A 24294-nucleotide genomic window follows, 5' to 3' on the forward strand; every position below is an offset into this window, starting at 1 on the left:
TGTCGCTTCATGCTCGTCGCCACGCTCATTGCCGCACCGAAGGGTGCCGGTCTGCCCGCTTCCGGCCTTGCCGCGATTGCCGAGGCGATCGGCACGACGCCGGACCGGGCCGCGTGGCTGGCCCCCGGTTATGCCGCCGATCTTCGCTTCGACACGCCGGCTGCCCCGACCTGGCGGCAGGACCTGGCAGCGATCGCGGCCGATGGCGGGTTCGACTGCGTGGTGCAGCAGCACGACCAGCGGCGCAAGCGGATTCTGATCGCCGACATGGACTCCACCATGATCGATCAGGAGTGCATCGACGAGCTTGCCGATGCCATCGGCATCAAGGACCGCGTCGCCGGCATCACCGCCCGCGCGATGAACGGCGAGATCGCCTTCGAGCCGGCCCTGAAGGAGCGCGTCGCGCTGCTGGAGAAGCTGCCGACCGCTGCGGTTGCTAAGGTCATCGCCGAGCGCATCACCCTGGCCTCCGGCGGTGCGGAACTCGTCGCCACGATGCGCGCCAACGGCGCCTTCACGGCCCTCGTCTCGGGCGGCTTCACGGTCTTCACCGGACCGATCGCGGAAAAGCTCGGCTTCCACGAGAACCGCGCCAACACCCTGCTGCATGAGGGCGACGCCTTCACCGGACGTGTCGGCGAACCAATCCTCGGCTCCGCCGCCAAGGTCGCGGCGCTGGAGGATTTCGCGGCGCAGCTGGGCGTCGGCGTCGCTGATGCGATTGCCGTGGGTGACGGCGCCAACGACCTGCCGATGATCGAGCGGGCCGGCACCGGCGTCGCGCTGCACGCCAAGCCGACCGTCGCCGCCCGTGCGCCCCACCGGGTCGACCATGGCGACCTGACCGCGCTGCTGTTCATCCAGGGCTACCGGGCCGACGAGATCGTGCGGCCCGGCTGATCGCCCACCGGACTATTCAATCGGCACGACGACGAAGCGCAGATCGCCATTGCTGGCGGCCAGCAGCAGCAGCGCGTTGCGACGGCCCTCGTCCTTGAGCTTGGCGATCTTGTCGGCCACCTCGCGCGCCGTCGCGACCTCTTCCTGGGCCACTTCGCGGATCAGCGTCCCGGCCTCGATGCCCTTCTCAGCGGCGTTCGAGTTGGGCGCGACGGCGGTGACGACCACGCCCTTGGCGTCCTCGCCTAGCGCATATTGCTCGCGCAGCGTCGGATCGATCTCGGTGAGCGTCATGCCCAGCGTTTCCACCGGTCCGGCATCCATGTCGCCGGTCTCGGCCGCGTCCGGATCGCTCGTCGGCGCTGCGTCCTCGGATTCGGCCATCAGCTTCTCGCCATCTTCCAGCCGGCCCAGCGTCACCTCGACACTGGTCCGCTCGGCGGGCTTGTCGGTGGCGGTCTTGCGCAGCACCTCGACCGCGACGGCCTTGCCGACCGGCGTTTCCGCGACGATGCGCGGCAGGTCGCGCGAACTCTCCACCGCCGTGCCGTCGAAGGAGACGATGACGTCGCCGACCTTCAGGAGGCCGTTGTCGGACGGGCCGCCCTCGACGATGCCCATGACCACGGCACCCCGTGCTTCGCCGATTCCGAGCCCTTCGGCGATGTCGTCGGTCACCGCCTGCAGGCGAATGCCCAGCCAGCCGCGGCGCGTCTCGCCGAATTCGCGAAGCTGGTCGATGACGTTGACGGCCAGGTTTGCCGGCACCGAGAAGCCGATGCCGATCGAGCCGCCGGTCGGCGAGATGATCGCCGTGTTGATGCCGACGACGTCGCCATTCAGGTCGAACAGCGGGCCGCCGGAATTGCCGCGATTGATCGCCGCGTCGGTCTGGATGAAATTGTCGTAGGGGCCGGCATTGATGTTGCGGCCGCGGGCCGAGACGATGCCGATCGACACCGAGCCGCCCAGGCCGAACGGGTTGCCGATGGCCATCACCCAGTCGCCGATCCGCAGCGCTTCCGAATCGCCGAATTTCACCGACACAAGCGGCTCTTCCGGCTCAACCTTCAGCACCGCCAGGTCGGTCTTCGGATCGGTGCCGATCAGCTCGGCATCGAGCTGGGTGCCGTCGGCGAAATTGACGGTGATCGTGTCGGCGTCGGCGATGACGTGGTTGTTGGTGACGACGACGCCCGAGGGATCGACGACGAAGCCTGAGCCCAGCGACTGCACCCGCCGGTTGCCCAGACCGTCCCGGTCCTGCAGGAGGTCGTCGAAGAAATCCTGCAGCGGCGAGCCTTCCGGCGCCTCGAGCGGGGGAACGCCCCGGCCGGCGACATCGACCGACTGGGAGGTCGAGATGTTGACGACGGCGTCGAGCAGCCCCTCGGCGAGATCGGCGACCGAAGCCGGTCCCCGCGCTGCGCCGGCGCTTGGCGCCGTGGTGGCAGGAGCCGGACGGGCTTCCTGCGTCGGGCCATTGTCCACCGGCGGGACCGGCAGCGCCGGAACGGCGGTGTCCGGCGCGTCGGCCTGGGCCTCGCCGGTGTCCGGCGCCACTGTTTGCGCCTGAGCCTCCGTTTGCGCCTGCGCGGCCAGCGGATGCAGGAGTGCCATCGTGGCGACGGCCATTGCCGCCGACGCCTGGCCGGCGGAGCGGCGCATCGTTCCGGTCGTCCGAAGTCTCATGTCAAATCCTCTCGCATCGGCGCGGGACGCGGCTGCCGCGCGACGGCATCGTCCCGTGCGGCACGGCGCACCGCTGATCAAACGCGGCGCCCGTACTCGGGTGAGCGAGACGGGACCGGAAAACCGCGTCCGAATCAAGAAGGTTTCTTGTCGCCGACGCAATGGTGATGAGGAGGGAGCCGGGAGGAGGACGCCAATCGCGGCGCTGCCGGAGTGATGGCAGCTCTCGTGGGCGCAGGCGGGAGACTCGTCCTGCGGGCCGGGCCTAGTGGCGCACCAGCCAGACGATGCCGACGCCGGCAATGGCGGCGGCCAGGCCGCCGATCCGCAACGAGCGGTCCGGCAGCATGGCCGCCGTACGGGCCATGCGCCGGACCCCGTCGGGAAACAGGCAGTAGACGACGCCCTCGATCACCAGAACGAGACCGAGGGCGGCGACGAAATCGCTCACTGGGCGATGGAACCGGTCTGCTCGGCGTTGCCGGACAGATCGCCGGCTGCCGCAGCCGGATTGGTGCCGGTATCGGCGCCAGCATCCGCGGCCGGGGTCGCTTCAGCGGGCGACGCGGTCCCGGCACTGGCGGCCTCTGCTTCCGGAGCCGGGGCGGCCTCCGACGTCGGCGTGCCCGGCGTCATGCCGTCCAGCGGCAGCGTGGTGATCTCGTCACCGCCGTCACCACTGAAATAACGGAAGAATTCCGTATCAGGCGACAGCACCATCGTGGTGCCGGAGTTTTCCAGCGACTCCCGGTAGGCCTGCATCGACCGGTAGAAGTCGAAGAATTCCGGGTTGCTCCCGTAAGCCTCGGCGAAGATGCCGCTTCGTGCGGCTTCGCCTTCGCCTCGCAGGATCTCCGACTCGCGGCGCGCCTCGGCCACCGTCTCCACCACGCCGCGATCGGCGGCGGCGCGGATCTCGCGGGCAGCAACCTGACCACGGGCCCGCAGGCGCTCGGCCTCGGCCAGACGCTCGGCCTGCATGCGCTCGTAGGTCTGCTGAGAGACCTCCTGCGTCAGGTCCGTGCGCCGGATGCGAACGTCGGTCAGCTCGATGCCGAGCGAGGCCGCGTCCGGACGCAGCTGGTCACGCACCTGCCGCATCATGTCGGCGCGTTCGGCCGACAGCGCCGCCTCGAAGCCGCGCAGACCGTAGACCCGGCGAAGCGCCGCATCGAGACGGGTGCGCAGCCGCTGCTCGGCCGCCGGGATCGAACCCGAGACCGCCTGCAGGAAGCGGGCCGCGTCCGAGATGTTGTATACGAGGAAGGCGTCGACCTCGTAGAACTTGCCGCCCGACACCTGGACGCGGATGTCGTCCAGATCGAAGCGCAGCAGGCGGTCCGGCAGCTTGCGGACCTGATCGGCGCCGGCAAAGGACGCCGGCCACTTGAAGTAGAGGCCCGGCTCGTCGACGACGCGCTGGATCTCGCCGAAGCGCAGGACGATCGCCTGCTCCTTCTCGTTGACGATGAAGATCGAGTTCCACACCACGAGGGCGACGATGGCGACCGCAATGGCGATCCCGTAGAAGCGGTTGCTCATCAGTTCGCTCCCTGCTGGACCGTCGCGTTACCGGTGGTCGTGTTGCGCTGGGCCTGCGGCTGGACGCCGGCCGTTCCGGGACGCTGCAGCTCGTTGAGCGGCAGATAGGGAACGACCCCCTGCCCGCCTGCGGCACCCGGCTCGATGATCATCTTGGTCGATCCCTTCAGGACGCCCTCCATGGTCTCGAGGAAGAGACGCTTGCGGGTGATCTCCGGCGCCTTCTCGAACTCGGCGAGGATCGAGCTGAAGCGCTGCGCCTCACCCTCGGCTTCCTGGACGACGCGGTTCTTGTAACCGGCGGCATCCTCGCGGATCTGCGCCGCCTCGCCTCGGGCCTGACCGAGCTGCTGGTTGCGATAGCGGTTCGCCTCCTCGATGAAGCGATCCTCGTCCTGCTCTGCGCGCTGCACCTCGTCGAAGGCGTCGGCGACCTGGCTCGGCGGGGCCGCGTCCTCGATCGAGATGCCGTTGACCCGCAGGCCGGCCTGGTACTCGTTCATCGTGTCCTGGGTGATCTGGCGGACCTCCTCGGCGATGCCGGCGCGGTCGTCGCGGAAGACGTCCTGCACCGGACGGCGGCCGACGACTTCGCGCATGGCGCTTTCGGACACCTGCTGCAGCATCGCGATCGGATCGTCGACCTGGAACAGATAGTTCTGCGGATCGTCGACCTGGTAGAGGACGGCGAACTGGACATCGACGATGTTCTGGTCGCCGGACAGCATCAGGCCGGAATTGTCACCGCTCTGGCTGCTGCCGAGGGTGATCTGGTTCTCGACGACCGGCACGGTCTCGACGGTCTCGAACGGCCAGAAGGCGACGTGCAGACCCGGGTCGGACAGCTCCTGGCGCGGCTTGCCGAACAGGAGCTCGACGCCGATCTCGTCCGGCTGGACGGTATAGACAGCCTTGAACAGCCACAGCACCGCGAGACCCGCGACGAACAGGATGCCCCAACCGGCGATCCCGGCCGGAGAGCCCGGACCGCTGCCACCGCCACCACCACCGGGGATGGCGCGCCGCAGCCGGTCCTGGCCGCGCCGCAGGATGTCTTCCAGATCCGGCGAACCGCCGTTCCCACCGGGGCGCGGAGACTGCGGACGCTGGCCCCAGGGGCCGCCGTTGCCGCCGCCGCTGCCGCCGCCTTTCCAGCCGCCATTGCCAGTCTGATTGCTCCAGGGCATCGCTGTCCTTCCAAATTTCAGGGATTTCTGCGGGCGTCGAGCCTCCCGCTTTTCACGCGCAGATCCGTACGACCCTTATAAGAACTGCCAAATCGGCTTTCAACGCGAGTGTGACCAATTTGCCCAGGGGTGTTCGCAAATGGTGAACAATGCGGCAGTTCTGTCCCGCTCCAAGGTGGCTCCGGCCGCTATCGGTCGCGCCGGACATAGACGATGAAGCGGCTGTCGGCACTGTCCTTCGGCCCCCGCTCGCAGGGCTCGTCCGATTCGACCGCCCAGATCGCCGGATCGATCGGCGGAAACACCGTGTCGCCGCTCACATCGACCGCGATCCGGGTGACGTACAGCCTGTCGAGCCGGTCGAGAAACAGACGGTAGATCTCGGCGCCGCCGGCGACGACGATCTCGTCCGCCTCGCGGGCGGCGGCCGCGTCGCGGGCGCGCCCCAGCGCCGCGTCCGGCGTGCCGGCCAGGATTGCGCCCTCGTAAGGCAACTGCTCCGCCCGGCTGAGGACGATGCTGTCGCGCCCGTCGAGCACCCGGCCGATCGAATCGAGCGTCTTGCGCCCCATGATCATCGGCTTGCCCATGGTCAGGCGGCGATAGCGCTTGAGGTCGCTCGGCATGCGCCACGGCATCGCGCCGGCATCGCCGATGACACCGTTCTCGGCCATGGCGACCACCGCGACGAGCGCCGGATCCTTCACCGCCATGCCGTCGCCCTCGCCCCTTCGCGCCGTGCCGCGCCGTCGCCGCGCATCAGACCGCCACCTTGGCCTTGATATGCGGATGCGCCTCGTAGCCCTCCAGCGCGATGTCGTCGAAGCCGAAGGCGAAGAGGTCGTCGATCGCCGGATTGAGCGTCAGCGTCGGCAGCGGCAGCGGCGTGCGGGTGAGTTGCAACTGCGCCTGTTCAACGTGATTGCTGTAGAGATGCGCGTCGCCGAGCGTATGGACGAAGTCGCCCGGCTTCAGGCCGGTCGCCTGCGCCACCATCGCCGTCAAGAGCGCATAGGAGGCGATGTTGAACGGCACGCCCAGGAAGATGTCGGCTGAGCGCTGGTAGAGCTGGCAGGACAGGCGTCCGTCGGCGACGTAAAACTGGAACAGGCAGTGGCAGGGGGGCAGCGCCATCTCGTCGACCAGCGCCGGGTTCCAGGCCGACACCACCAGCCGGCGCGATTGCGGCGTGCGGCGGATCGCCTCCACCACCTTGGCGATCTGGTCGATATGGCCGCCGTCATAATCGGGCCAGGAGCGCCACTGCGCGCCGTAGACCGGACCGAGATCGCCGTTCTCGTCGGCCCACTCGTCCCAGATCCGCACGCCATTGGCCTTCAGATAGGCGATGTTGGTGTCGCCCTTCAGGAACCACAGCAATTCGTGGACGACCGACTTCCAGTGCAGCTTCTTCGTCGTCAGCATCGGGAAGCCGTCGGCGAGGTCGAACCGCATCTGATGGCCGAAGACCGAGCGGGTGCCGGTCCCCGTGCGGTCGGGCCGATCGGAACCGGTCTCCATGACTCTCGTCAGAAGATCCAGATACTGGCGCATGTCACATACCCTTCCGGGGCCGCAGCCAGCCGGTCGTTCGCTTGTTGGATGAGCCGCGCGGAGCGTCCGCGCCGGCTGGACTAGAGGTCGGCGAGCTTTCCGAGCCGGTCGGCGGCGAGGTAATAGACCACCAGGCGGCTCTTCATGCGGTCGCCCTTCATCTGCTCGAGGACGCCGTCGATGGCCTCGCGCGCAGCTTCGGCCGAGACCGAACAGGCCTTCTGCACCCAGGCGGCCGCCCGCTCAACTTCCTTGGGGTCGCCGGCCGATACGGCCGCCGTGTCGCGCTTGCTGAGCACCAGCCGAAGGCGCTGCTCGAGCCGCTTGACACGCTCCTCGTCGGCGTCCGGCTGATATTCCTTGACCTTGGCGAGATAGTCCATGCGGGGCTCCTCGATGGCATGGCGGAATGCCTGCCCGCAGACTTTGTCCGATTCCCTGCGGTTTCGGAAGCGTCATGGGCTTTTCATGGCGGAATCCCCTGCCTATATTGCGCGTGCCGGCTTCGTGCCGGCTATGGCGATAAACGGCCGATGAAATAAACCTTTCGGACCCGGGGGCGGTACCCGGCGCCTCCACCTGAACCCATCCTCTCGCGGCGATCCCGTGGCGATGGGTTCAGGCGGGGGCGAAATAGGATCGACGAGGGTGTAAAGATCGGACTTTTGCTCGGCATGGTTCCGCCGTTATCGGGCCTATTTGTAGTTGCAAACGACAACTATGCGGAAGCACGTCTCGCAGCGTAAGCTGCGCGATCGCTTCAATTCAAGCCCTGGAGGTTCGCACTTCTAGGCGGGGTCCGGAGGCACCTGGCAACAGAAGCCTCCACTTTTACGAGATGGTCCGGGCGGCGCCCGCCACCATCATCAGGCATGCAGGATCGGGACACCGCAATGGGCCAGGATCATATCCGTTACGATGTTCTCGCACAGGACGCCCTGCGTGGCGTCATTCGCAAGGTGATAGGCGAGGTCGTGAAGACCGGCCTTCCCGGCGACCATCATTTCTTCATCACATTCCTGACGACGGCCCCCGGCGTGCGGATTTCCTCGCGGCTGCGCGAGAAATACCCGGAGCTGATGACCATCGTCATCCAGCACCAGTACTGGGACCTTCAGGTCACAGACACCTCCTTCGAGGTCGGCCTGTCCTTCTCCGACATTCCCGAGCGCCTGCTGATCCCCTTCGCGGCGATCCGCGGCTTCTACGATCCGGCGGTGAATTTCGAGCTGGAATTCGACGTGCGCGGCATGGATGCGGCCAACGAGCAGTCCGAGGGCGCCGATGACGGCGACACGGGCGAGATCGGCACGGCCTCCCCGCCGGCACAGATCCTGACGCCGACGAAGCTGCAGGCCAAGGAAAAGGTCGCGGCCGCCCCGGCCTCGGACGACGCATCCGAGCCCGAGGAAAAGAAGGACGCCGAGGTCGTGTCCCTCGACGCGTTCCGCAAGAAACCCTGAGACCCGCCGGCACCGCCGGATCCCGCCCATGGCCGACATCGTCAATCTCCGCACCGCCCGCAAGCGCAAGGCGCGCGCAGCGGATGCGCGGGTGGCCGACGACAATCGGCTGCGCCACGGCACGCCGAAGGCCGTCCGGCAGGCGGCGGATGCCGAGCGGAGCGACGCGGCCCGCAAGCTGGATGGGCTGAAACGCGAGCGCCGGGATAAGCCGGACGCCGGCATGGACGATCCCTCCGGCGATCCCGCATGATCGTCAAACGCTCGGTCGCCATCAGCGGCCACGCCACCTCGATCAGCGTCGAGGACCGCTTCTGGGACGAATTGCGGCGCATTGCCGGCCGCCGCGACCTGCCGATCGCCGCGATGATCGCCGAGATCGATGCGGCCCGCGATCCGGCCACCAATCTGTCATCGGCCATCCGCCTCTTCGTGCTGGACGACGCCCTCGCCCATCGCGCAAGCGATTGAGCCACGCGTCGATCGAAGCAACCTCCGGCTACTCGTGATTCTGCGCGCCCGACGCCCGTCGCGGGGGCCACTCTGGCTGCGATGAAACCTAGAATTCCAGGGGATTGGCAACGCCGGGCAGCGACGGGAACCGGCTGCTGTCTCCCGGCGGCGCTTCCGGGATCGGGCGGCTGAAATTGACGCCAGGCGGCAGCGTGGAGTCCGGTTCCGTGGGCTCCTCGGGTGCGGCCTGCGGTGCCGCTCGCTGCTGGCGGGCCTGCGCAGCAGCGCGCCCGCGTTGCTCCTCCGCTGCCTGCTGCTGTCGTTGCGCATCCTGGCGGCGCTGTTCTTCGGCCGCGGCCGCCTCGCGCCGACGCGCCTCGGCAGCTTCCGCTTCCGCCGCCGCGGCTGCTTGCGCGGCTTCCGCCTCCGCGGCGGCCTTCGCCGCGGCCTCGGCGTCCCGGCGGGCCTGCTCGGCCTCTTCTTCGGCAGCGCGGCGCTCGGCCGCGATGCGGGCCGCCTCGGCCTCCCGCCAGCGATAGAACCGCGTCTCACGCCGCAGCCGCAGCGTCTCCTGCAGGTTTTCCTGCATCGCCTCGACACGCGCCTGCTCACGCTCCAGCGCCCGCACCGAGAGATAATTGGCCAGCGGCGTGACGTTGGCGGTCAGACGCGGCGCGGCCAGCGAACCAGCGACATCGTAGCTCACGCTCGGGTCCGCCCCCTCCACCCAGTCGTCGCCGGACGCGGCCTCCAGCCGCAATTCCCCGTCCACGGTCGCCTCGCCGAGATCGACGCTGCCATTCATGGTCAGCGTCGCGCCGTCGTCGCGCGCCGTCACCGGCGAGAACCGCACCCGGCCCGCGGTCACGGCGAAATCCGACGCCGCTTCGGCGATCGCGAAACCGGCCCCGCCGCTGACCATCGCAAGGGCCGCCTGCGTATCGGTGTCGGGGCTGAACCCCTCCTGATCTGCGACGGCGAGCAGTGGCGACAGGAAGGTTTGGGGAACGCCTGGCAGGACCAGGTCGCGGGCCTCCACGCGGCCGGCGCCGGTAAGGCCGGACACTAGGGCGGCATAGGACTGGCCGGTGCCCTCCAGCCGGATCGTGGCATCCATCCGCGGATCGGCCTCGAAAGCCGCAAGCGCCGGCCAGACGCTGTCGAGCGCGAAGCCTTCGGTGGCGACATCGAGGGTGACGCGGCCGAGCCCGTCGGCATTGCGCAGGGCGAAGGTTCCCGCCAGCGTGCCACCCGGCAGGGTCAGGCTCGCATCGGAGAACGCCGCCTGCCCGGCCCCGCCCGACATCGTCGCCGAGAAATCCGTGAAGGTGTTGTCGCCGGCAAGGACATTGCCGGCCGTCATGCGCAGCGAGAACGGCAACGAGGGCATCAGGCTGTCGCGGAAGGCCTCGGTCGGCCACTCGTCGCCGCCGAGCCCCTCGGTCATAGGCCGGCCAAAGACGAGATGGGCGATCCAGGGCAGCGACAGGCGGTCGAGATCGACATGGCCCGTCACCTCCTCGTCGACGGCCTTGTCGAGACTGGCCGCGATGCGGGTGCCGGCGACCTCGCCGGAGAGATCGTTGAGGCTCCAGTGGCCATCGTCATAGACGAGGGCGCCATTGAGCTGCAGCGGCACCGCGTCCAGCGACTGGCCGAGATCGATCGCCCCGGTCAACAGCCACGGCGCCGCGTCCTCGCTGCGCAGATAGGCCGAGATCTCGGCCCCAGAAATGCCCTGGGGCGTGACCTCCAGCAGGCCGTCGAGGCTGACCTCGCTGCCCGGCGCGCGCAGCGTCGCGGTGGTCACGACCGGGCCGGTTTCCGCCGCCGAAAGCGACAGTTCCGCTTCCAGCGGCGCCGGCGCGCCGATGTCGATGGCCGGAATGCCGAGCTGCGACAGGAGCACCGTCGGGGCGTCGTTCTCGAGCCGCAGGTCAAGACCGAACCGGCCGCTTTCCGTGCGTGCATAGAGGCCATTCTCGATGGACGAGGACAGGTCGATCTTGCTGCCGGCGGCGGTGCCGTCGAGGCGCACGAACAGCGTCGGCTTCTTGCCGGCTTCGCCCTCCAGCGTCTCGATCTCGCCCGACAGGGCCAGCGGCGCCAGATGCGCGGCCTGGCTGTCCAGCGTCCTCAGCAGCGGCACGTCGGGGAAGCGTTTCAGAAGAAAATCGAAGAACCGCTGCGGCGCGTCCGACTGCAGCGACACCGCCAGACGGCCCTGCGCCTCGCCGGCAAGATCCGACAATTCGCCCGAGGCGTTGATCGTCGCGCCCGACAGCCCCTCGACGGCGAAGGTGGCGATGGCCAGCGTATCGCCGTCGAAGCTCACATCGGCATCGATCCGGTCGGCCGACGCGTCGCGTAGATTCACCGGACCGGCGGTCAGCGCCACGTCGAAGTGGTCGGCATTGGCCAGCGAATCGGCATTGCCGGTGAAGAGCTGCGACAACGCCATGAAGGCGTCGAGATCGACCGCCTTGCCGTCGAGGTCGGCGGTGATCCGAGTGTGATCGGCCGCGCGCGCGCGCTCCAGCGAGCCGGTGATCCGGTCGCCGCCGACATCGATCTCCATCTCCGTGAAGGCCTGCCGTTCGGCGCTCAGTTCGGCCTTGGCGGACAGGCCGGCCCGGCCCAGCCGGCGGATCGCCGGGTCAATCTCGCCGGTCAGCCAGTCGGCAAAGCCAGAGGGCTGGTTGGAGGCCAGCAGCAGATCGCCGGTGAAGCCGAAGCTCTCGTCCAGATCGACGAGGCCGGTGGCTTCCAGCCGGGTCCGCCCGGGAAGCTGTGCAATCAGCCGCGACAGCGACCAGCCGGTCTCGGTCGGGCTCGCCGCCAGTGTCGCGTCGCGGATCATCGTGTCGCCGGCCATGATGACCGGCAGCGAGATTTCCACCGTGCCCGGGATCGTCGGCCGCGGGATCTCGGCAAGGACCGCCCGCATCGCCTCGACCCGTTCGGCAAGCCCGAGAACCTGCGAAGCGTCGCCATTCTCCTCGGCGGCGATCCGGTCCACGTCGATCTGCTCGCCTTCGAGATTCAGGAGGAATTTCGGGATGCCGGCAAAATCGAACCGGCCTTCACCGGTCAGGAGATAGGGGCGGGTCGCCTCGCCGGCCTGAACGCGGATGTCGCTGACCTCGGCCGCCGTCGGCGACAGGACGATCGCACCGACCGCCTTCACCGGCATCACAGCGGGCTGCTCGGACGCGGCTTCGCCGGCCGCCTCGGGAGCTGCCGGCGCGAACGGATCGCGCGCCGCGAGCTCTTCCGCCGTAGCCGAGGCCGGCGGCAGCGGACGGGTCACCGCGATGGAGCCGGAGAAGCCCGGACGGCCGTCCTCAAGGCTGGCGTTGCCGTCCAGCGTCAGCGAGGTCGCCAGCGTCTCGTTCGCTGTCTCGATGCGCACCGGCAGGTCGCCGCCTTCCTGCAGCGTGCCGATGCCGACCGAAAAGGCGATGACCTCGCCGCCGACCACGATGCTGCCGCGCCCGTCCACCGGACCGGCCAGTGAGCCTGCAGAGAGGGTCGCGTTGAGGTCTTCCAGCCGGTGGGTGCGACCGGTCAGACCGTTCTCGACCGTCACCGTGCCGTTCTCGACCGCGACATTCTCCAGCACCACCGTCGCGCCGCGCGGGATCGCCGGCCGCTCGACGACCCAGTCGATCGTGCCGTCCGCCAGCACCGGCACCCGGATGTCCGGCGTGTCGACGGTCATCGAGTAGATGCGGATCTCGCCGGACAGATACGGCGCCAGTTCGGCGTCCATGCGGAAGCGCGCGATGGTCAGGAGGGCCTCGCCGTCGTCGCCGAGCACGGTCACGTCGCCGAAGGTCACCGAAGGGAACGGCAACAGACGTGCCTCGGCCTCGCCCTCGACCACCACCTTGCGGCCGAGAATCTGCGAGGCCTGACGCTCGAAATCCGTGCGATAGGCGGTCCAGTCGATGAAATACGGTGCGAACAACGCGCCGAGCAGCGCGAGAACGAGAAGTCCGCCGAGGAAGACGAAGGCTCTGACCAGTACGGGCTCCTTTTCCTGCTGTTCCTGAAGATGCCCGGTCGACAGGCCCGACAATGGCCGCCGCCGCTTGTCCGACGCTGATCCTAGTGGACGCGGGGGCGGCGCGAAACCGGCGCGGCGCCCGGCGCCCGGTCGTCGAACCAATGCGCGCGGCGCAGCGCGGCCTCGCCCGCCCGGGGCTATCCCTCTGAGATTACGGGAGGATCTTTCCGGGGTTCAAGATGTCGAGCGGGTCGAGCGCGCTCTTGATGGTCTTCATCACGTCGACCGCTCCGCCCAGTTCCTTGCGTAGGTAGGACCGCTTGCCCTGGCCGATGCCATGCTCGCCCGTGCAGGTGCCGTCCATGGCGACTGCCCGCTCGGCGAGTCGCGCCATGAAAGCCTCGGCCGCATCGATCTCGGCCTGCGATTCCATGTCGAGCAGCAGCGTGACGTGGAAATTGCCGTCGCCGACATGGCCGACGATGGGGGCGACGAGACCGGCCGCGTCGATGTCGGCCTGCGTCTCTGCGATACAGTCGGCCAGCCGCGACACCGGCACGCAGACATCGGTGGCGATGCCCTTGGCGCCGGGCCGCAACGCCAGCGCCGCCCAGTAGAACTGGTGACGCGCCTTCCACAGCTGCGCCCGGTCCTCGGTGCGCGCCGCGCTCTTCAGCGGCCCGCCGCCATGCTCGCCGGCGATGGCCTCGAACATCTCGGCCTGTTCGGCCACCGAGCCCTGCGACCCGTGAAACTCGACGAAGAGCGACGGCTGGGGCTGGAGATCGAGCTGCGAATAGGCGATCGCCGCCTGCATCGACTGGGCGTCGAGCAGCTCGATCCGGGCGACGGGAATGCCGATCTGGATGGTCTGGATCACGGCGTCGCAGGCACTGCGCACGTCCGGGAAGGGGCAGACGCCCGACAGGATCGTCTCCGGAATGCCGTAGAGCTTGAGATTGAGCTGGGTGATGATGCCGAGCGTGCCCTCCGAGCCGACCAGCAGGCGGGTCAGGTCGTAGCCGGCGGAGGTCTTGCGGGCGCGGCGCGCGGTGCGGATCAGGCTGCCGTCGGCCATCACCGCGGTCAGGCCGATGACGTTGTCGCGCATGGTGCCGTAGCGCACCGCATTGGTGCCGGAGGCGCGCGTCGCCGCCATGCCGCCGAGGCTGGCATTGGCGCCGGGATCGATGGGGAAGAACAGGCCGGTGTCGCGCAGATGCGCGTTCAGCGCTTCGCGGGTGACACCCGGCTGGACGACGCAGTCGAGATCCTCGGGATGCACCGCCAGCACCTGGTCCATGCGCGACAGGTCGAGCGAGATGCCGCCCTGGGGCGCGTTGACGTGGCCTTCCAGCGACGAGCCGGTCCCGAAGGCGACGATCGGCGTGCGGTATTCGGCGCAGATGCGCACGATCTCCTGCACCTCCTCCTCGCTTTCGGCGAAGGCGACCGCATCGGGCATCTGGTTCGGAATGTAGGTGGTCGAATGCGCATGCGCCCGGCGCACGTCCTCGCCGGTCACCAGCCGCTCGCCGAAGCGCTGCTTCAGCACCGCGACCGCCCCGGCGATCCCCTCGCGCCTTGCCGGCCGCTCGGCCAGAATATCCGCCAGCGCCATGTCGTTCTCCCTCTCCGTCCCTGCGCCGCCCCCCGGCAGCGCCTGCGCGGCCCTTGCCGCATTCCGTTTCGCCGCATGCTGCGGCACCGTCAGCCGGTTTGACTTCCCGCGCCCCGCACGCTTTGCCTGACCCAGCGCCATCTTGCCAGGAGCCACCATGACGTCGCCGACCGCGTTGCCCTATCGTTCAGGATTGATGGCCGTCCGCCCGGAATGGATCGACTATAACGGGCATCTAAACCTTGCCTATTACCATGTCCTTTTCGACAAGGGGATCGACGGCCTGTTCGACTCGATCGGCCTCGGCGAGACCTATCGTGCCGAGCGCGGTTACACCACCTACACGGCGGAAGCCCATGTCTGCTACCTGCGCGAAGTGCCGCCGCAGGCCGAGGTCTACGTGACCTCGCAGATCGTCGGGCTCGACGAGAAGCGGCTGCACATCTTCCAGGAACTGCACCACTGCGACGGCTGGGCCGCCGCAACGCTGGAAAGCCTGAGCCTGTCGATCGACCAGCGCGGCGAGACGCCGAAGGTGGCGCCCTTCCCCGCCGAGACCTTCGCCCGCGTCTCGGCCGCCGCCGCCGCGCACGCCGAACTGGCCCGGCCCGAGCGCCTCGGCCGGTCGATCGGAATGCCGCGCCGCTGACGCGAAAGGCTTTCGTGCAATACCCTTTAGACCCCCGACAACACCCCGCCGGCCCGACCCAAACCGGCAGATCGTTAACCCGTGATGCTTATGATTGCCGCCGGGATCAAGGCGGAGGGGCTGCGCCACGATGGACGTGACGGTAACGTTGAGCGCAGTGAATATCGTCGTTTTCGGCGGTCTTTCCGTGTTGTGCGCGGCGATCTATGCCGGGATGCGGACCGAGCCGGCGCTGGCCTGGCTGGCCGCCGCGCTGCTCATCGGCAGCGTCGAAGTCCTGGTCCTCAGCCAGTTGCAGAGCTCGAACGCCGAACTCGTTGCCATCACCCTGCTTTTGCCGGCCGCCTATCTGTGCGTCGGCCAGTCGATCCGGCTCACCACGCGTAGCACGCAGCGGCATGGCGCGCTGATCGGCACGGTCGCCGGCCTCGCCGCGATGTCGCTGGTGCTGCTGGCATTCGACGTGCCCTTCATCTACCAGACCCTGCCGCTGCAGACCGCCTGCGCGCTGGCCATCCTCGACAGCGTCTGGCGCCTTGCCAAAGCTGAAGAGCGGAGCTGGCTCGATACGGCCTTGGCCGTCGCGCTCTGTCTCGTGTCGGGCATCTTCGTCGTTCGCCTGCCACTGTTTCCCATGCTCTTCGATGGCACGGCCAGCTACCATGCGGTGAAGACCTCCGGCCTCGAGACCACCCTCCTGACACTCTCGGGTCTGGTCACGCCGCTGGTGGTCTTCCTGCTGCTCGCCCGCATTATCAGCGGCGTCATCACCGATTACCGACGCAGGTCGGAGCGCGACGCCATGACCGGGCTCCTCAATCGCCGCGGCTTCGACCAGTCGCTGAGCCGCACGCTGAAGCGTGGCGGCGCCGTGATCCTGTGTGACATCGACCATTTCAAGCAGGTCAACGACAGCTACGGCCACGCGGTCGGCGACACGATCATCCGGGCCTTCGGCGAGCTGATCGGGCGCAGCGGCTACCGGGCCGGCCGCATCGGCGGCGAGGAGTTCGCGTTGATCCTGCCGGATTGCAGCGCGCGGCAGGCGGCCCGGGTGGCCGAGACGCTGCGGCTGACTTTCTACCGCACCGAGCACGAGGCGCTGGCCGCCGGCCACCGGATCAGCGCCAGCTTCGGCATTGCCGGCTTTGCGCCTGCCGACACGATGGACGCCGTGCTGCTCGCGGCGGATCGCGCCCTCTACCGGGCCAAGGACAACGGCCGCAACCGCGTCGTCATCTCCGCCCCGTCCGGGACCGCAGCCGAACTTCGCCAAGCGGCCTGATCGCAGCCGAGGGCCGCCTCTTGAGTTCGTCCATCGGATTCAGAGCGCCGCGTAACCGTCGGGTCCGACTCTCACTTTCCGAACGCCCATGCACATGAAAACGGCGCCCGGTCAGACCGGACGCCGTCGTCTTGAGATCGAATGCGCTGCGAAGAGCCGGAACGCTACTGCTGCGGCTCCGGCGCCTGCTCGACCGAACCGCTCGGCTGGACGGCCGGCGCGATCTCGGTCTGGGCGGGCTGTGGGGCCGTGTCGGCCTCGGTCTCCGCGGGAGCGTCGCCTGCCGGCTCGTCCGTGGCAGCCGGGGCTGCATCGTTGGCCGGGGCCGGTGCGGCCTCCGCATCGGGCGTTGCCGGGGCCGTGCCAGCGTCGGCGGGCGCTGCCGACGTGGCAGCATCCTCACCGGCAGCCGCGGGCGTCTCTGCGGCCGCTGCCGCGTCCGCACCAGCGTCCGCGGCAGGCGCAGCCGCAGCGTCACCCTCTACAGGCGCGGCGGCGCTGCCGGCGATCTGATCGGTGCCGACCGGCTGGTCGGAGACGGTGCCGTCGGCCGCCGCGACGCGCCAGACCGTGTTGCCGGAATCGTCGGCCACGAGCAGCGCGCCCGTGCCGTCGATCCCGACACCGACCGGACGTCCCCGGGCCTGGTCACCGTCGAGGAAGCCGGTCACCACATCCTGTGCCATGCCGTCCGGCCTGCCATCGGTGAACGGGACATAGACCACCTTGTAGCCGTTGAAATTGCTGCGGTTCCAGCTTCCATGCTCGCCGATGAAGGCGCCATTGGCATAGGCTTCCGGCAGGGCGGAGTTGTTGGTGAAGGTCAGGCCGAGCGCCGCGACGTGGCTGGACAGTGCATAATCGGGAGCGATCGCCTTTTCGACCATGTCCGGCCGCGGGGGATAGACGCGCTCGTCCACATGGTCGCCGTAATAGCTGTAGGGCCAGCCATAGAAGGCGTCCTCCTTCACCGAGGTCATGTAGTCGGGCACGAGGTTGGGTCCGAGCTCGTCGCGCTCGTTGATGACCGCCCAGAGCTCGCCCGTATCCGGCTGGAACGCCAGGCCGTTGGGGTTGCGCAGGCCGGAGGCGAAGACCTTGCTGGCGCCGGTTTCGCGGTCGATCTGCCAGATCGCGGCGCGGCCCTTCTCGGCTTCCATGCCGCGCTCGGCAGCGTTGGAGTTCGAGCCGACCGACGCATAGAGCATCGTGCCGTCCGGGCTCAGCGCCAGATCCTTGGTCCAGTGATGGTTGATCGGCCCGCCCGGCAGCGGCGTCAGCACCGTCGGCTCGGCCGTCAGCTCGGTCTGGCCCAATTCGTAGGGATAGCTGAGCACCGCATCGGCGGCGGCGACATACAGCGTGTCGTCGGCCCAGGCGACGCCGAAGGGCGAATGCAGCCCGGTCAGAAGGTCCGTGCGCTCGTCCACCGTGCCGTCGCGATCGGTGTCGCGCAGCAGGGTGATGAGGTTGCTCTCCTTCTGCGGTCCGGTGCTGCCATGGGACAGGGACATGATCCAGCCGCGGATCACGTCCTTCGGCCGCTCCACCGGCTTGCCCGACGGGCCGCGCGACTGCACCACCAGGACGTCGCCATTCGGCAGCGTGTGGACCGTGCGCGGATTGGCGAGATCGGTGGCGTAGGGGGTGATCGTCAGGCCTTCGGGAACGGTCGGGGTCTGCCCCTCCTCCCAGCCGACGACCTCGGCCACCTTCAGATCGGGCAGCAGCGCGGTGCTCGGCTCCGGCAGGACCGGATCGGGCCCGATCTGGGACGACACGTCGAAATCGCCGCCCTCGTCGCTGCAGCCGGCAATCGCCAGCAGCACCATGGCACTGCCGCCGAGAATGGCGGTCCGGATGGATGGCTTGCGATTAATCATGGTTACGCACTCCGACACCGTACTGAAAGACCATCGAACGGCCGAGCCAGGCCGTGACGAAGATGAGGATCACGTTCACGGCCGACAGGGCGAGACCGTAGGGAACGATCGCCGTCCAGCCGTCACCGGCATGGACGAGACTGTTGAGGAAGCCGAGCGCCAAAACGAAGACGGTCCCGATCGCATAGGCCCAGGCGGGCGGCTGGGCCCGGAGGCGCGGCTGGGCGATGAAGTCGACGAGACCGGCCAGAAGCGCGAAACCACCGAAGATCAGGCCGGCGAACAGCAGCCAGGACGAGAAATTGTGCCACATCAGATGACCGGTTTGCCAATAGGCGATGTCGGTCAGAAGGGTCAGGGTGAAACAGACGAACGGAAACGGGATCAGCATCGCGTGGATCGGCTGTCCGCCGACCGTCGCGGTCACTGGAGGGTGCGGGAAATCCATGGAGAGCATCTCGATCTGTCAGGTGGTAAACCACTGACAATACGAGTGGGCTCGTGCTTGGTTCCAAGACCTTTGCGCGAAGCCGAGCGGCGCAGGATTCCGGGCAGAACGACGGACGCCGAGAGCCTGCGCGGCAAGGCATCACGCGCCCCCGCAACCGCCCGGCATCAGGACCCGCCGGACCGTGCCGGCACGCCCTCCCGACCCGCCACGATTACCCGTAGTGGTTGCGCACCACCGCGTTGGCCAGTTCCTCGCGGCTGATGACGCCGGCGATGTCCTCGGGCCGCGGCACGCCGCGGGTCTCGCTGACGACGATGGCGTAGGAGCGGTTGCGCCGGTTCATCCGGGTGATGACGGTGTTCAGATTGTGGACCGTCGAGGCGAGGATGAACTCCGACGAGCCGATGTCGTCGAGGGTCTGGGTGGCGAAGCGATCGGCCCGGTAGGGAATCGTGCCGAAGCGCACGAAGCCGGTGATCCGGTTGCCGTCGGTCAGGATCACCCGCGAGGTCTCGACGTCGATCCGCTTCAAGGCTTCCGAGACGGTCATGGCGCCGGGCAGGATCTCGAAGGTCTTCGACATCACCTCGGTGACCGGCTGCACCATGAACATGTTGGTGGTCCGGTCGGTCGGGATCGGCCGGCCGCGATTGCGCAGCTTGATCGTGTAGATGTCGGCCAGGGTCAGCGAGCGCCGCACGCCGATGGCGATCGCCACCGCCAGCACCAGGGGCAGGATGATCTCGTAGTCGCGGGTCATCTCGAAGATCATCACGATGGCCGTCATCGCCGCGCTGGTGGCGCCGCCGACCATGGCGCCCATGCCGATGATCGCGAAGGTCTCCATGGTCAGGCCGGCCCCCGGCAGGATCGCGTTGCCGATCAGCCCGACCGCGCCGCCCAGAGCCGCGCCCATGAACAGGCTCGGCGAGAAGATGCCGCCCGACGCCCCCGCCCCGAGGCTGAGACAGGTGGCCACGAGCTTGCCGGCGAACAGCATGATCAGCACCGCGACGGTCATGTCGGCGCCGCTGATGATGTCCTGGATGGTCGCGTAGCCCACCGAATAGATGTGGTAGTGGCCGGTCCAGGAGAGGAACAGATAGCCCATCACGCCGACGGCGGTCATGCCGATGACGTTCTGGACATAGGGGTTGAGGTTCGACTGCTCGAAGACGTCCTCTGACTTCGCCAGCAGCTTGACGAAGGCCCAGGCGGCGACGCCCATCACCGCGCCCAGGATCGCCGCCAGCAGCAGCTCGGCGCCGTTGACCGCGGCGCCCTCCGGCAGGCCGCCGAGCGGCACGATGAAGGCCGATTCGATGCCCATTGCCAGGCGGAAGACATAGGTCGAGGTCGCCGTCGCCACGACCACCGGCAGGAAGGTGCGGGCCGAGATCTCCGGCAGCAGCACTTCGGAGGCGAACAGAACCCCGCCGAGCGGCGTGTTGAAGGTTGCCGCGATGCCGGCGCCCGCCCCGGCCGACAGCAGCGTGATCTTCTGGTGGCGTACGAGGCCCAGCGCCCGGCCGAAGGTCGAGCCGAAGGACGAGCCGATCTGGATGATCGGGCCCTCGCGGCCCACCGAGGCGCCGGTGCCGATGGAGATCGCCGAGGCCAGCGACTTCACCACCGCGACGACGCCGCGCACGTTCCCGTTCTGGTGATAGATCGCATACATCACTTCCGGCACGCCGTGGCCCTTGGCTTCGGGCGCGAAGCTGCGCACCAGCCAGACGACGACGAGGCCGCCGATCACCGGCACGAGGATGATGCCCATGCCCCACGGGCTCGGCGCACCATAGGCATTCGGCTCGAGATGCAGGCTGAGCTCGCCGTAGAAGGCCAGATTGTAGATGAAGGCGATCAGATACTTGAAGACGATCGCGCCGACGCCGGCGACGATGCCGACGACCAGCGCCAGCAACAGCATGGCCGGCAGCGACACTTCCCGGTCCGGCGGTGCCTCCGCCTCCGGTGCGGGCGACGCAGCGGACGGGACGGACGGGCTATCGACGGACATGATCACGGGAACGCTGTTGGGATGGATCGGACAGGCTGTAAGTCGCCCTTCTATTCCACCCTCGCCCGGCGATTGAAAGGCTGCGGGCGAAAGATTCGCAGCTTCTCCACCATGGCCGGGGCCTGCCCTCAGCCATGCCACGCCGCCAGATAGCCGGGCTGCGCGCCGGTGACGGGATCGCACGGCGGCAGTGCCAGCGCCGCAATCTGTTTCTGCACATCGGCCAGTTCGCGGTCGCCGGCGCGCAGGATGGTGCCGCTCTGGCCGGGCGGATAGGCGCCGACGACGGCGAAGTGCGGCGTCGCCAACAGCCGCCGATGGCCGACGCCCGCCGGGATCACCACCACGTCGCCCGGCCGTATCCGCGCCGTGATCCCACCCGGACCGCCGAAGCCGATCTCCGCTTCGCCGCCGACGCAGCCGAGCACCTCGTGGCCGTCGGCATGATTATGCCAGTAGTCGAAGACCGTGTAGGTCCAGCAGCCTTGCCAGCCATGATCCAGGAAGCGTTCGGTCATTGCGGACGCGGTCGCGTCTTCCGCACCGACAGCCTCGCGCAACACAAGCAGTGGCAAGGAGCTGTTGGGAATATCGTCCCGCGCCGGGAACAGGTGGGTTTCGACTTCCATTTCGCCTCGCAAGGGTCGATAATTCCGCAAAGATCGGTCGCGCGTCCGGCGCCGCGCGATTGCGCTTGCTTGGCGGAAGCTAGGCGACATTCCTGCCCAGTCCACGAGATCCATGCCCCAGCATCGTCCCCCGCTTCCCGTTCTTGCCGCGCCCTTCGTTGTCGATACGGTACTCAAACGCGACGTCTTCGGCGAGATCGCCGCCGGCCACCTCGCCGATGCGCCCGACACCCCGGTAACGCGCCGCCGCGTCGGGAGCGCCGCCCGCTGGGTCCGCCGCTTCGCCTGGCACCTTGCCGGGCGCGAGATCCGAGCGCTGCAGACGCTGGGCCCCGTCGCCGGGACCCCGACCCTTCTCGGTGTCGATTCCGAGGCGCTCTACCGGTCCTGGATTGAGGGCACGCCGTTGCACGTCGCCCGCCCGATCGGCAACACCGCCTATTTCCGCGACGCCAAGCGGTTGCTGCGTTCGCTGCACCGGGCCGGCATCACCCACAACGATCTCGCCAAGCCGCAGAACTGGCTGATGACCCCGGACGGCAAGGCGGCGCTGATCGACATGCAGCTCGCCACCTTCTTTCCGCGCCGCACGCGCCTGTTCCGGCTCCTCGCCCGCGAGGATCTGCGCCATCTCCTCAAGCACAAGCGCAGCTTCTGCCGCGAGGCGCTGACGGCGTCCGAAAAGCGCATGCTCGCGACCAAGAGCCTGCCGGCGCGGGTCTGGATGGCGACCTTCAAGCCGGTCTACAACATGGTCACCCGGGGCATCTTCAACTGGTCGGATGGCGAGGGCACGCGCGACCGGATGGACACCGACGGGGTGGCGATCAAGGCGCGGGTCGCCGCCGATCCCGCCATCGCCGGCTTCGCCCTTGTGCCCTATCCCTATCCGCGCCAGCGCGGCGTCGGTCTCTATCTCTTCGCCGAACCGGCACCGGGCACCGATGCGCCGGCGCTGGAGCAACGCCTCCGCGACGCGCCACGTCCGCGTCCCGACCTCGTCCAAGTGGTCGCGACCCTGCCCCGCGACGCCAATGGCACCGTGCGCGAGGATCTCCTGCGGCTGGTGGCGATCAATCAGGTCGAACGCCTCGCCGCCGTCGCCGGCGACGACACCGCCCTCGCCATCACCCAGCGCATCGCCGAAGACCGCCGCAACTTCACCGACCGCCGCTTCAAGCGGTAGGGGGGCGATGGCGGCAAGGTAAACCACCGTTTTGCGGGGCTGCATTTCGGCAACGTCGCGGCGGCGCGAAGGGCTTGGCATGGGTCCTCGGGTCAAGCCCGAGGATGACGCCCGTGTTTGAGGGACGCGACCATACTGCAGCGCAGATGGCTCATGTCGCGCGCGCTCGCTCGGTGTCGCGCACCAGCGTCCGCGACTGGCCACGACCTCCCTCCCCGCGTCATCCTCGGGCTTGACCCGAGGACCCATGCCTCAGCGCCGACACCGCCGCGACGGTGACGGCCCGACCGGTAACAGCACCATAACGGCCAGCCGCATTGCGGCAGACCGCCACAACTTCACCATCCGCTGCTTCAAGCGTTTTCGGAGGCTATCGATACACGTGGCGATTGCCATGAGATGAGCCGCCGTTTGGCGGGGCTGCCGTTCGGCAACGCCGCGGCGGCGCGGAGGGCTTGGCATGGGTCCTCGGGTCAAGCCCGAGGATGACGCCCGTGTTTGAGGGGGGTCGCCACCACGTCGCTTCGCGCCGCCACCACGTCGGCGTGCCACCACGCCGCCGCCCCGCCTCACCCCAGCCGCGCGGCGATCGCCTTGCCGGCGGCGACGCCCGAGGCCCAGGCCCACTGGAAATTGTAACCGCCGAGCCAGCCGGTGACGTCGACGACCTCGCCGATGGCGTAGAGGCCGGGGACGCGCCTAGCTTCCATGGTTTTCGACGACAGTTCCGCCGTATCGATGCCGCCGGCGGTCACCTCGGCCTTGGCATAGCCCTCGGTGCCGGTCGGGCGAAAGCGCAGGCGCGTCAGCGTGTCGGCGGCCAGATCCAGCTCGGCATCGGTGATGGCGCCCAGCGGCCGCGTCTCGCCGATGCGCTCGGCCAGGGCGTCGGCGAGACGGTTGGGCAGCCGCTCGGCGAGCGCCGCCTTCATGTGGGCGCGCGGCATGCGCCGCTTCGCCGCCCGCAGCATCTCGGCGGCATCCTTGACCAGGGTCAGCTCGATGGTCTCACCCGGCGACCAGTAGGAGGAGACCTGCAGGATCGCCGGGCCCGACAGGCCCTTGTGGGTGAACAGCGACGCCTCCTCGAAGGCGATGTCGCGCACCCGCGCGATCGTCGGGCAGGCCACACCGGAAATCTCGCGGAACAGCATCTCGTCCTTGCCGAGCGTCAGCGGCACCAGCGCCGGGCGCGGGGTGACGAGCTTCAGGCCGAAGCGTTCGGCGATCTCGTAGGCCTTGCCGGTGGCGCCCATCTTCGGGATCGACGGCCCGCCCGTGGCGATGACCAGCGCCGGGGCGGATGCGCCGGCGACCCGGAAGCGGCCATCGGCATGGGCGATCTCGCCCACCGGCGTCGACAGGCGGATCTCGACGCCGCCCGCCCGGCATTCCGCCAGAAGCATGTCGACGATCTGCTTCGCCGATCCGTCGCAGAACAGCTGCCCGAGGGTCTTTTCATGCCAGGCGATGCCGTAACGCTCGACCAGGGCGAGAAAGTCCCACTGGGTGTAGCGGCTGAGCGCCGACTTGGCGAAATGCGGATTTTCCGAGAGGTAGCAGTGCGGCTCGGTCTCGCGATTGGTGAAATTGCAGCGTCCGCCGCCGGAGATCAGGATCTTCTTTCCCGGCGCGTCGGCATGGTCGAGGACCAGGACGCGCGCCCCCGCCTGCCCGGCGGTCGCCGCCGCCAGAAGCCCGGCGCCGCCGGCACCCAGAATGATCGCGTCGTAATCCATCGTCGCTCTTTGCGGTGAGATGCGG

21 protein-coding genes and 1 other RNA gene are annotated in these 24294 nt (G+C 68.5%); 8 read left to right on the forward strand and 14 right to left on the reverse strand.

All coding sequences use genetic code 11. The annotated features are described in order from the left end of the window. Positions 1 to 9 precede the first annotated feature (9 nt). Positions 10 to 903, forward strand: a complete 894-nt coding sequence (gene serB, locus H9Q09_RS13415; protein WP_187391456.1) for a phosphoserine phosphatase SerB — start codon at positions 10 to 12, stop codon at positions 901 to 903. A 12-nt stretch (positions 904 to 915) separates the two neighbouring features. Here the strand turns inward: serB and H9Q09_RS13420 are convergent, their stop codons facing one another. The 7 genes from H9Q09_RS13420 to H9Q09_RS13450 all read right to left on the reverse strand — a co-directional run bounded on the left by H9Q09_RS13420 (position 916) and on the right by H9Q09_RS13450 (position 7261). Further along, the gene (locus tag H9Q09_RS13420; protein WP_246716141.1) at positions 916 to 2595 is read right to left on the reverse strand and encodes a Do family serine endopeptidase; all 1680 of its coding nucleotides are present in this window, start codon (positions 2593 to 2595) and stop codon (positions 916 to 918) included. 265 nt (positions 2596 to 2860) lie between these two features. Further along, complete coding sequence (locus H9Q09_RS13425; RefSeq protein WP_024348531.1) at positions 2861 to 3046, reverse strand: DUF2065 domain-containing protein; 186 nt, start codon at positions 3044 to 3046, stop codon at positions 2861 to 2863. After that, a complete protein-coding gene (locus H9Q09_RS13430) occupies positions 3043 to 4137 on the reverse strand; it encodes a protease modulator HflC (RefSeq protein WP_187391457.1) in 1095 nt (364 codons plus the stop codon). Before H9Q09_RS13430 ends, H9Q09_RS13425 begins: the two co-directional genes overlap by 4 nt. Next, positions 4137 to 5324, reverse strand: coding sequence for an FtsH protease activity modulator HflK (hflK, locus tag H9Q09_RS13435; RefSeq protein ID WP_187391458.1), 1188 nt, complete (start codon positions 5322 to 5324; stop codon positions 4137 to 4139). Before hflK ends, H9Q09_RS13430 begins: the two co-directional genes overlap by 1 nt. Before the next feature lie 188 nt (positions 5325 to 5512). Next, entirely contained in the window at positions 5513 to 6037 is a 525-nt protein-coding gene (locus H9Q09_RS13440) for a dihydrofolate reductase (protein WP_187391459.1), read from the reverse strand. Positions 6038 to 6083: 46 nt separating this feature from the next. Beyond that, complete coding sequence (locus tag H9Q09_RS13445) at positions 6084 to 6878, reverse strand: thymidylate synthase (RefSeq protein WP_187391460.1); 795 nt, start codon at positions 6876 to 6878, stop codon at positions 6084 to 6086. An 80-nt stretch (positions 6879 to 6958) separates the two neighbouring features. Next, complete coding sequence (locus H9Q09_RS13450) at positions 6959 to 7261, reverse strand: DUF2853 family protein (protein ID WP_024348536.1); 303 nt, start codon at positions 7259 to 7261, stop codon at positions 6959 to 6961. A 76-nt stretch (positions 7262 to 7337) separates the two neighbouring features. Between H9Q09_RS13450 and ssrA the strand changes: the two genes are divergently transcribed. From ssrA to H9Q09_RS13470, 4 genes are all read left to right on the forward strand, one after another. Continuing rightward, positions 7338 to 7708: a transfer-messenger RNA gene (ssrA, locus tag H9Q09_RS13455) on the forward strand. A gap of 63 nt (positions 7709 to 7771) precedes the next feature. Beyond that, a complete protein-coding gene (locus H9Q09_RS13460; RefSeq protein ID WP_187391461.1) occupies positions 7772 to 8341 on the forward strand; it encodes an SspB family protein in 570 nt (189 codons plus the stop codon). 28 nt (positions 8342 to 8369) lie between these two features. Next, the gene (locus H9Q09_RS13465) at positions 8370 to 8594 is read left to right on the forward strand and encodes a DUF4169 family protein (RefSeq protein ID WP_187391462.1); all 225 of its coding nucleotides are present in this window, start codon (positions 8370 to 8372) and stop codon (positions 8592 to 8594) included. Continuing rightward, entirely contained in the window at positions 8591 to 8812 is a 222-nt protein-coding gene (locus H9Q09_RS13470) for a ribbon-helix-helix domain-containing protein (RefSeq protein ID WP_024348539.1), read from the forward strand. The genes H9Q09_RS13465 and H9Q09_RS13470 overlap by 4 nt, the downstream gene beginning before the upstream one ends. Positions 8813 to 8900: 88 nt before the next feature. On the opposite strand, the gene H9Q09_RS13475 is transcribed toward H9Q09_RS13470, so the two are convergent. Together H9Q09_RS13475 and H9Q09_RS13480 are read right to left on the reverse strand one after the other, a co-directional pair. Further along, a complete protein-coding gene (locus H9Q09_RS13475; protein ID WP_187391463.1) occupies positions 8901 to 12875 on the reverse strand; it encodes an AsmA-like C-terminal region-containing protein in 3975 nt (1324 codons plus the stop codon). 139 nt (positions 12876 to 13014) lie between these two features. Then, positions 13015 to 14424, reverse strand: a complete 1410-nt coding sequence (locus tag H9Q09_RS13480; protein ID WP_009209087.1) for an FAD-linked oxidase C-terminal domain-containing protein — start codon at positions 14422 to 14424, stop codon at positions 13015 to 13017. Positions 14425 to 14581: 157 nt separating this feature from the next. Between H9Q09_RS13480 and H9Q09_RS13485 the strand changes: the two genes are divergently transcribed. Together H9Q09_RS13485 and H9Q09_RS13490 are read left to right on the forward strand one after the other, a co-directional pair. Next, positions 14582 to 15073, forward strand: coding sequence for a thioesterase family protein (locus tag H9Q09_RS13485; protein WP_187391464.1), 492 nt, complete (start codon positions 14582 to 14584; stop codon positions 15071 to 15073). A 157-nt stretch (positions 15074 to 15230) separates the two neighbouring features. Next, positions 15231 to 16358, forward strand: a complete 1128-nt coding sequence (locus tag H9Q09_RS13490; RefSeq protein WP_348646306.1) for a GGDEF domain-containing protein — start codon at positions 15231 to 15233, stop codon at positions 16356 to 16358. Positions 16359 to 16522: 164 nt separating this feature from the next. Here H9Q09_RS13490 and H9Q09_RS13495 read toward each other — a convergent pair whose 3' ends face one another. From H9Q09_RS13495 to H9Q09_RS13510, 4 genes are all read right to left on the reverse strand, one after another. Beyond that, on the reverse strand, positions 16523 to 18241 hold the full coding sequence (locus H9Q09_RS13495; protein WP_187391466.1) for a sorbosone dehydrogenase family protein: 1719 nt from the start codon (positions 18239 to 18241) through the stop codon (positions 16523 to 16525). Then, positions 18234 to 18698, reverse strand: coding sequence for a DUF2231 domain-containing protein (locus tag H9Q09_RS13500; protein WP_009209083.1), 465 nt, complete (start codon positions 18696 to 18698; stop codon positions 18234 to 18236). Before H9Q09_RS13500 ends, H9Q09_RS13495 begins: the two co-directional genes overlap by 8 nt. Before the next feature lie 205 nt (positions 18699 to 18903). Further along, positions 18904 to 20715, reverse strand: a complete 1812-nt coding sequence (locus H9Q09_RS13505) for a chloride channel protein (RefSeq protein WP_187391467.1) — start codon at positions 20713 to 20715, stop codon at positions 18904 to 18906. A 128-nt stretch (positions 20716 to 20843) separates the two neighbouring features. Beyond that, the gene (locus tag H9Q09_RS13510) at positions 20844 to 21344 is read right to left on the reverse strand and encodes a cupin domain-containing protein (RefSeq protein WP_187391468.1); all 501 of its coding nucleotides are present in this window, start codon (positions 21342 to 21344) and stop codon (positions 20844 to 20846) included. 112 nt (positions 21345 to 21456) lie between these two features. Between H9Q09_RS13510 and H9Q09_RS13515 the strand changes: the two genes are divergently transcribed. After that, positions 21457 to 22530, forward strand: coding sequence for a serine/threonine protein kinase (locus H9Q09_RS13515; RefSeq protein WP_187391469.1), 1074 nt, complete (start codon positions 21457 to 21459; stop codon positions 22528 to 22530). 569 nt (positions 22531 to 23099) lie between these two features. Here the strand turns inward: H9Q09_RS13515 and H9Q09_RS13520 are convergent. Further along, positions 23100 to 24269: an NAD(P)/FAD-dependent oxidoreductase gene (locus H9Q09_RS13520; protein ID WP_187391470.1), complete on the reverse strand. Its 1170-nt coding sequence runs from the start codon at positions 24267 to 24269 to the stop codon at positions 23100 to 23102. Positions 24270 to 24294: the final 25 nt, after the last annotated feature.

This window comes from Aurantimonas sp. DM33-3 (assembly GCF_014334315.1).
Classification (GTDB): domain Bacteria; phylum Pseudomonadota; class Alphaproteobacteria; order Rhizobiales; family Rhizobiaceae; genus Aurantimonas; species Aurantimonas coralicida.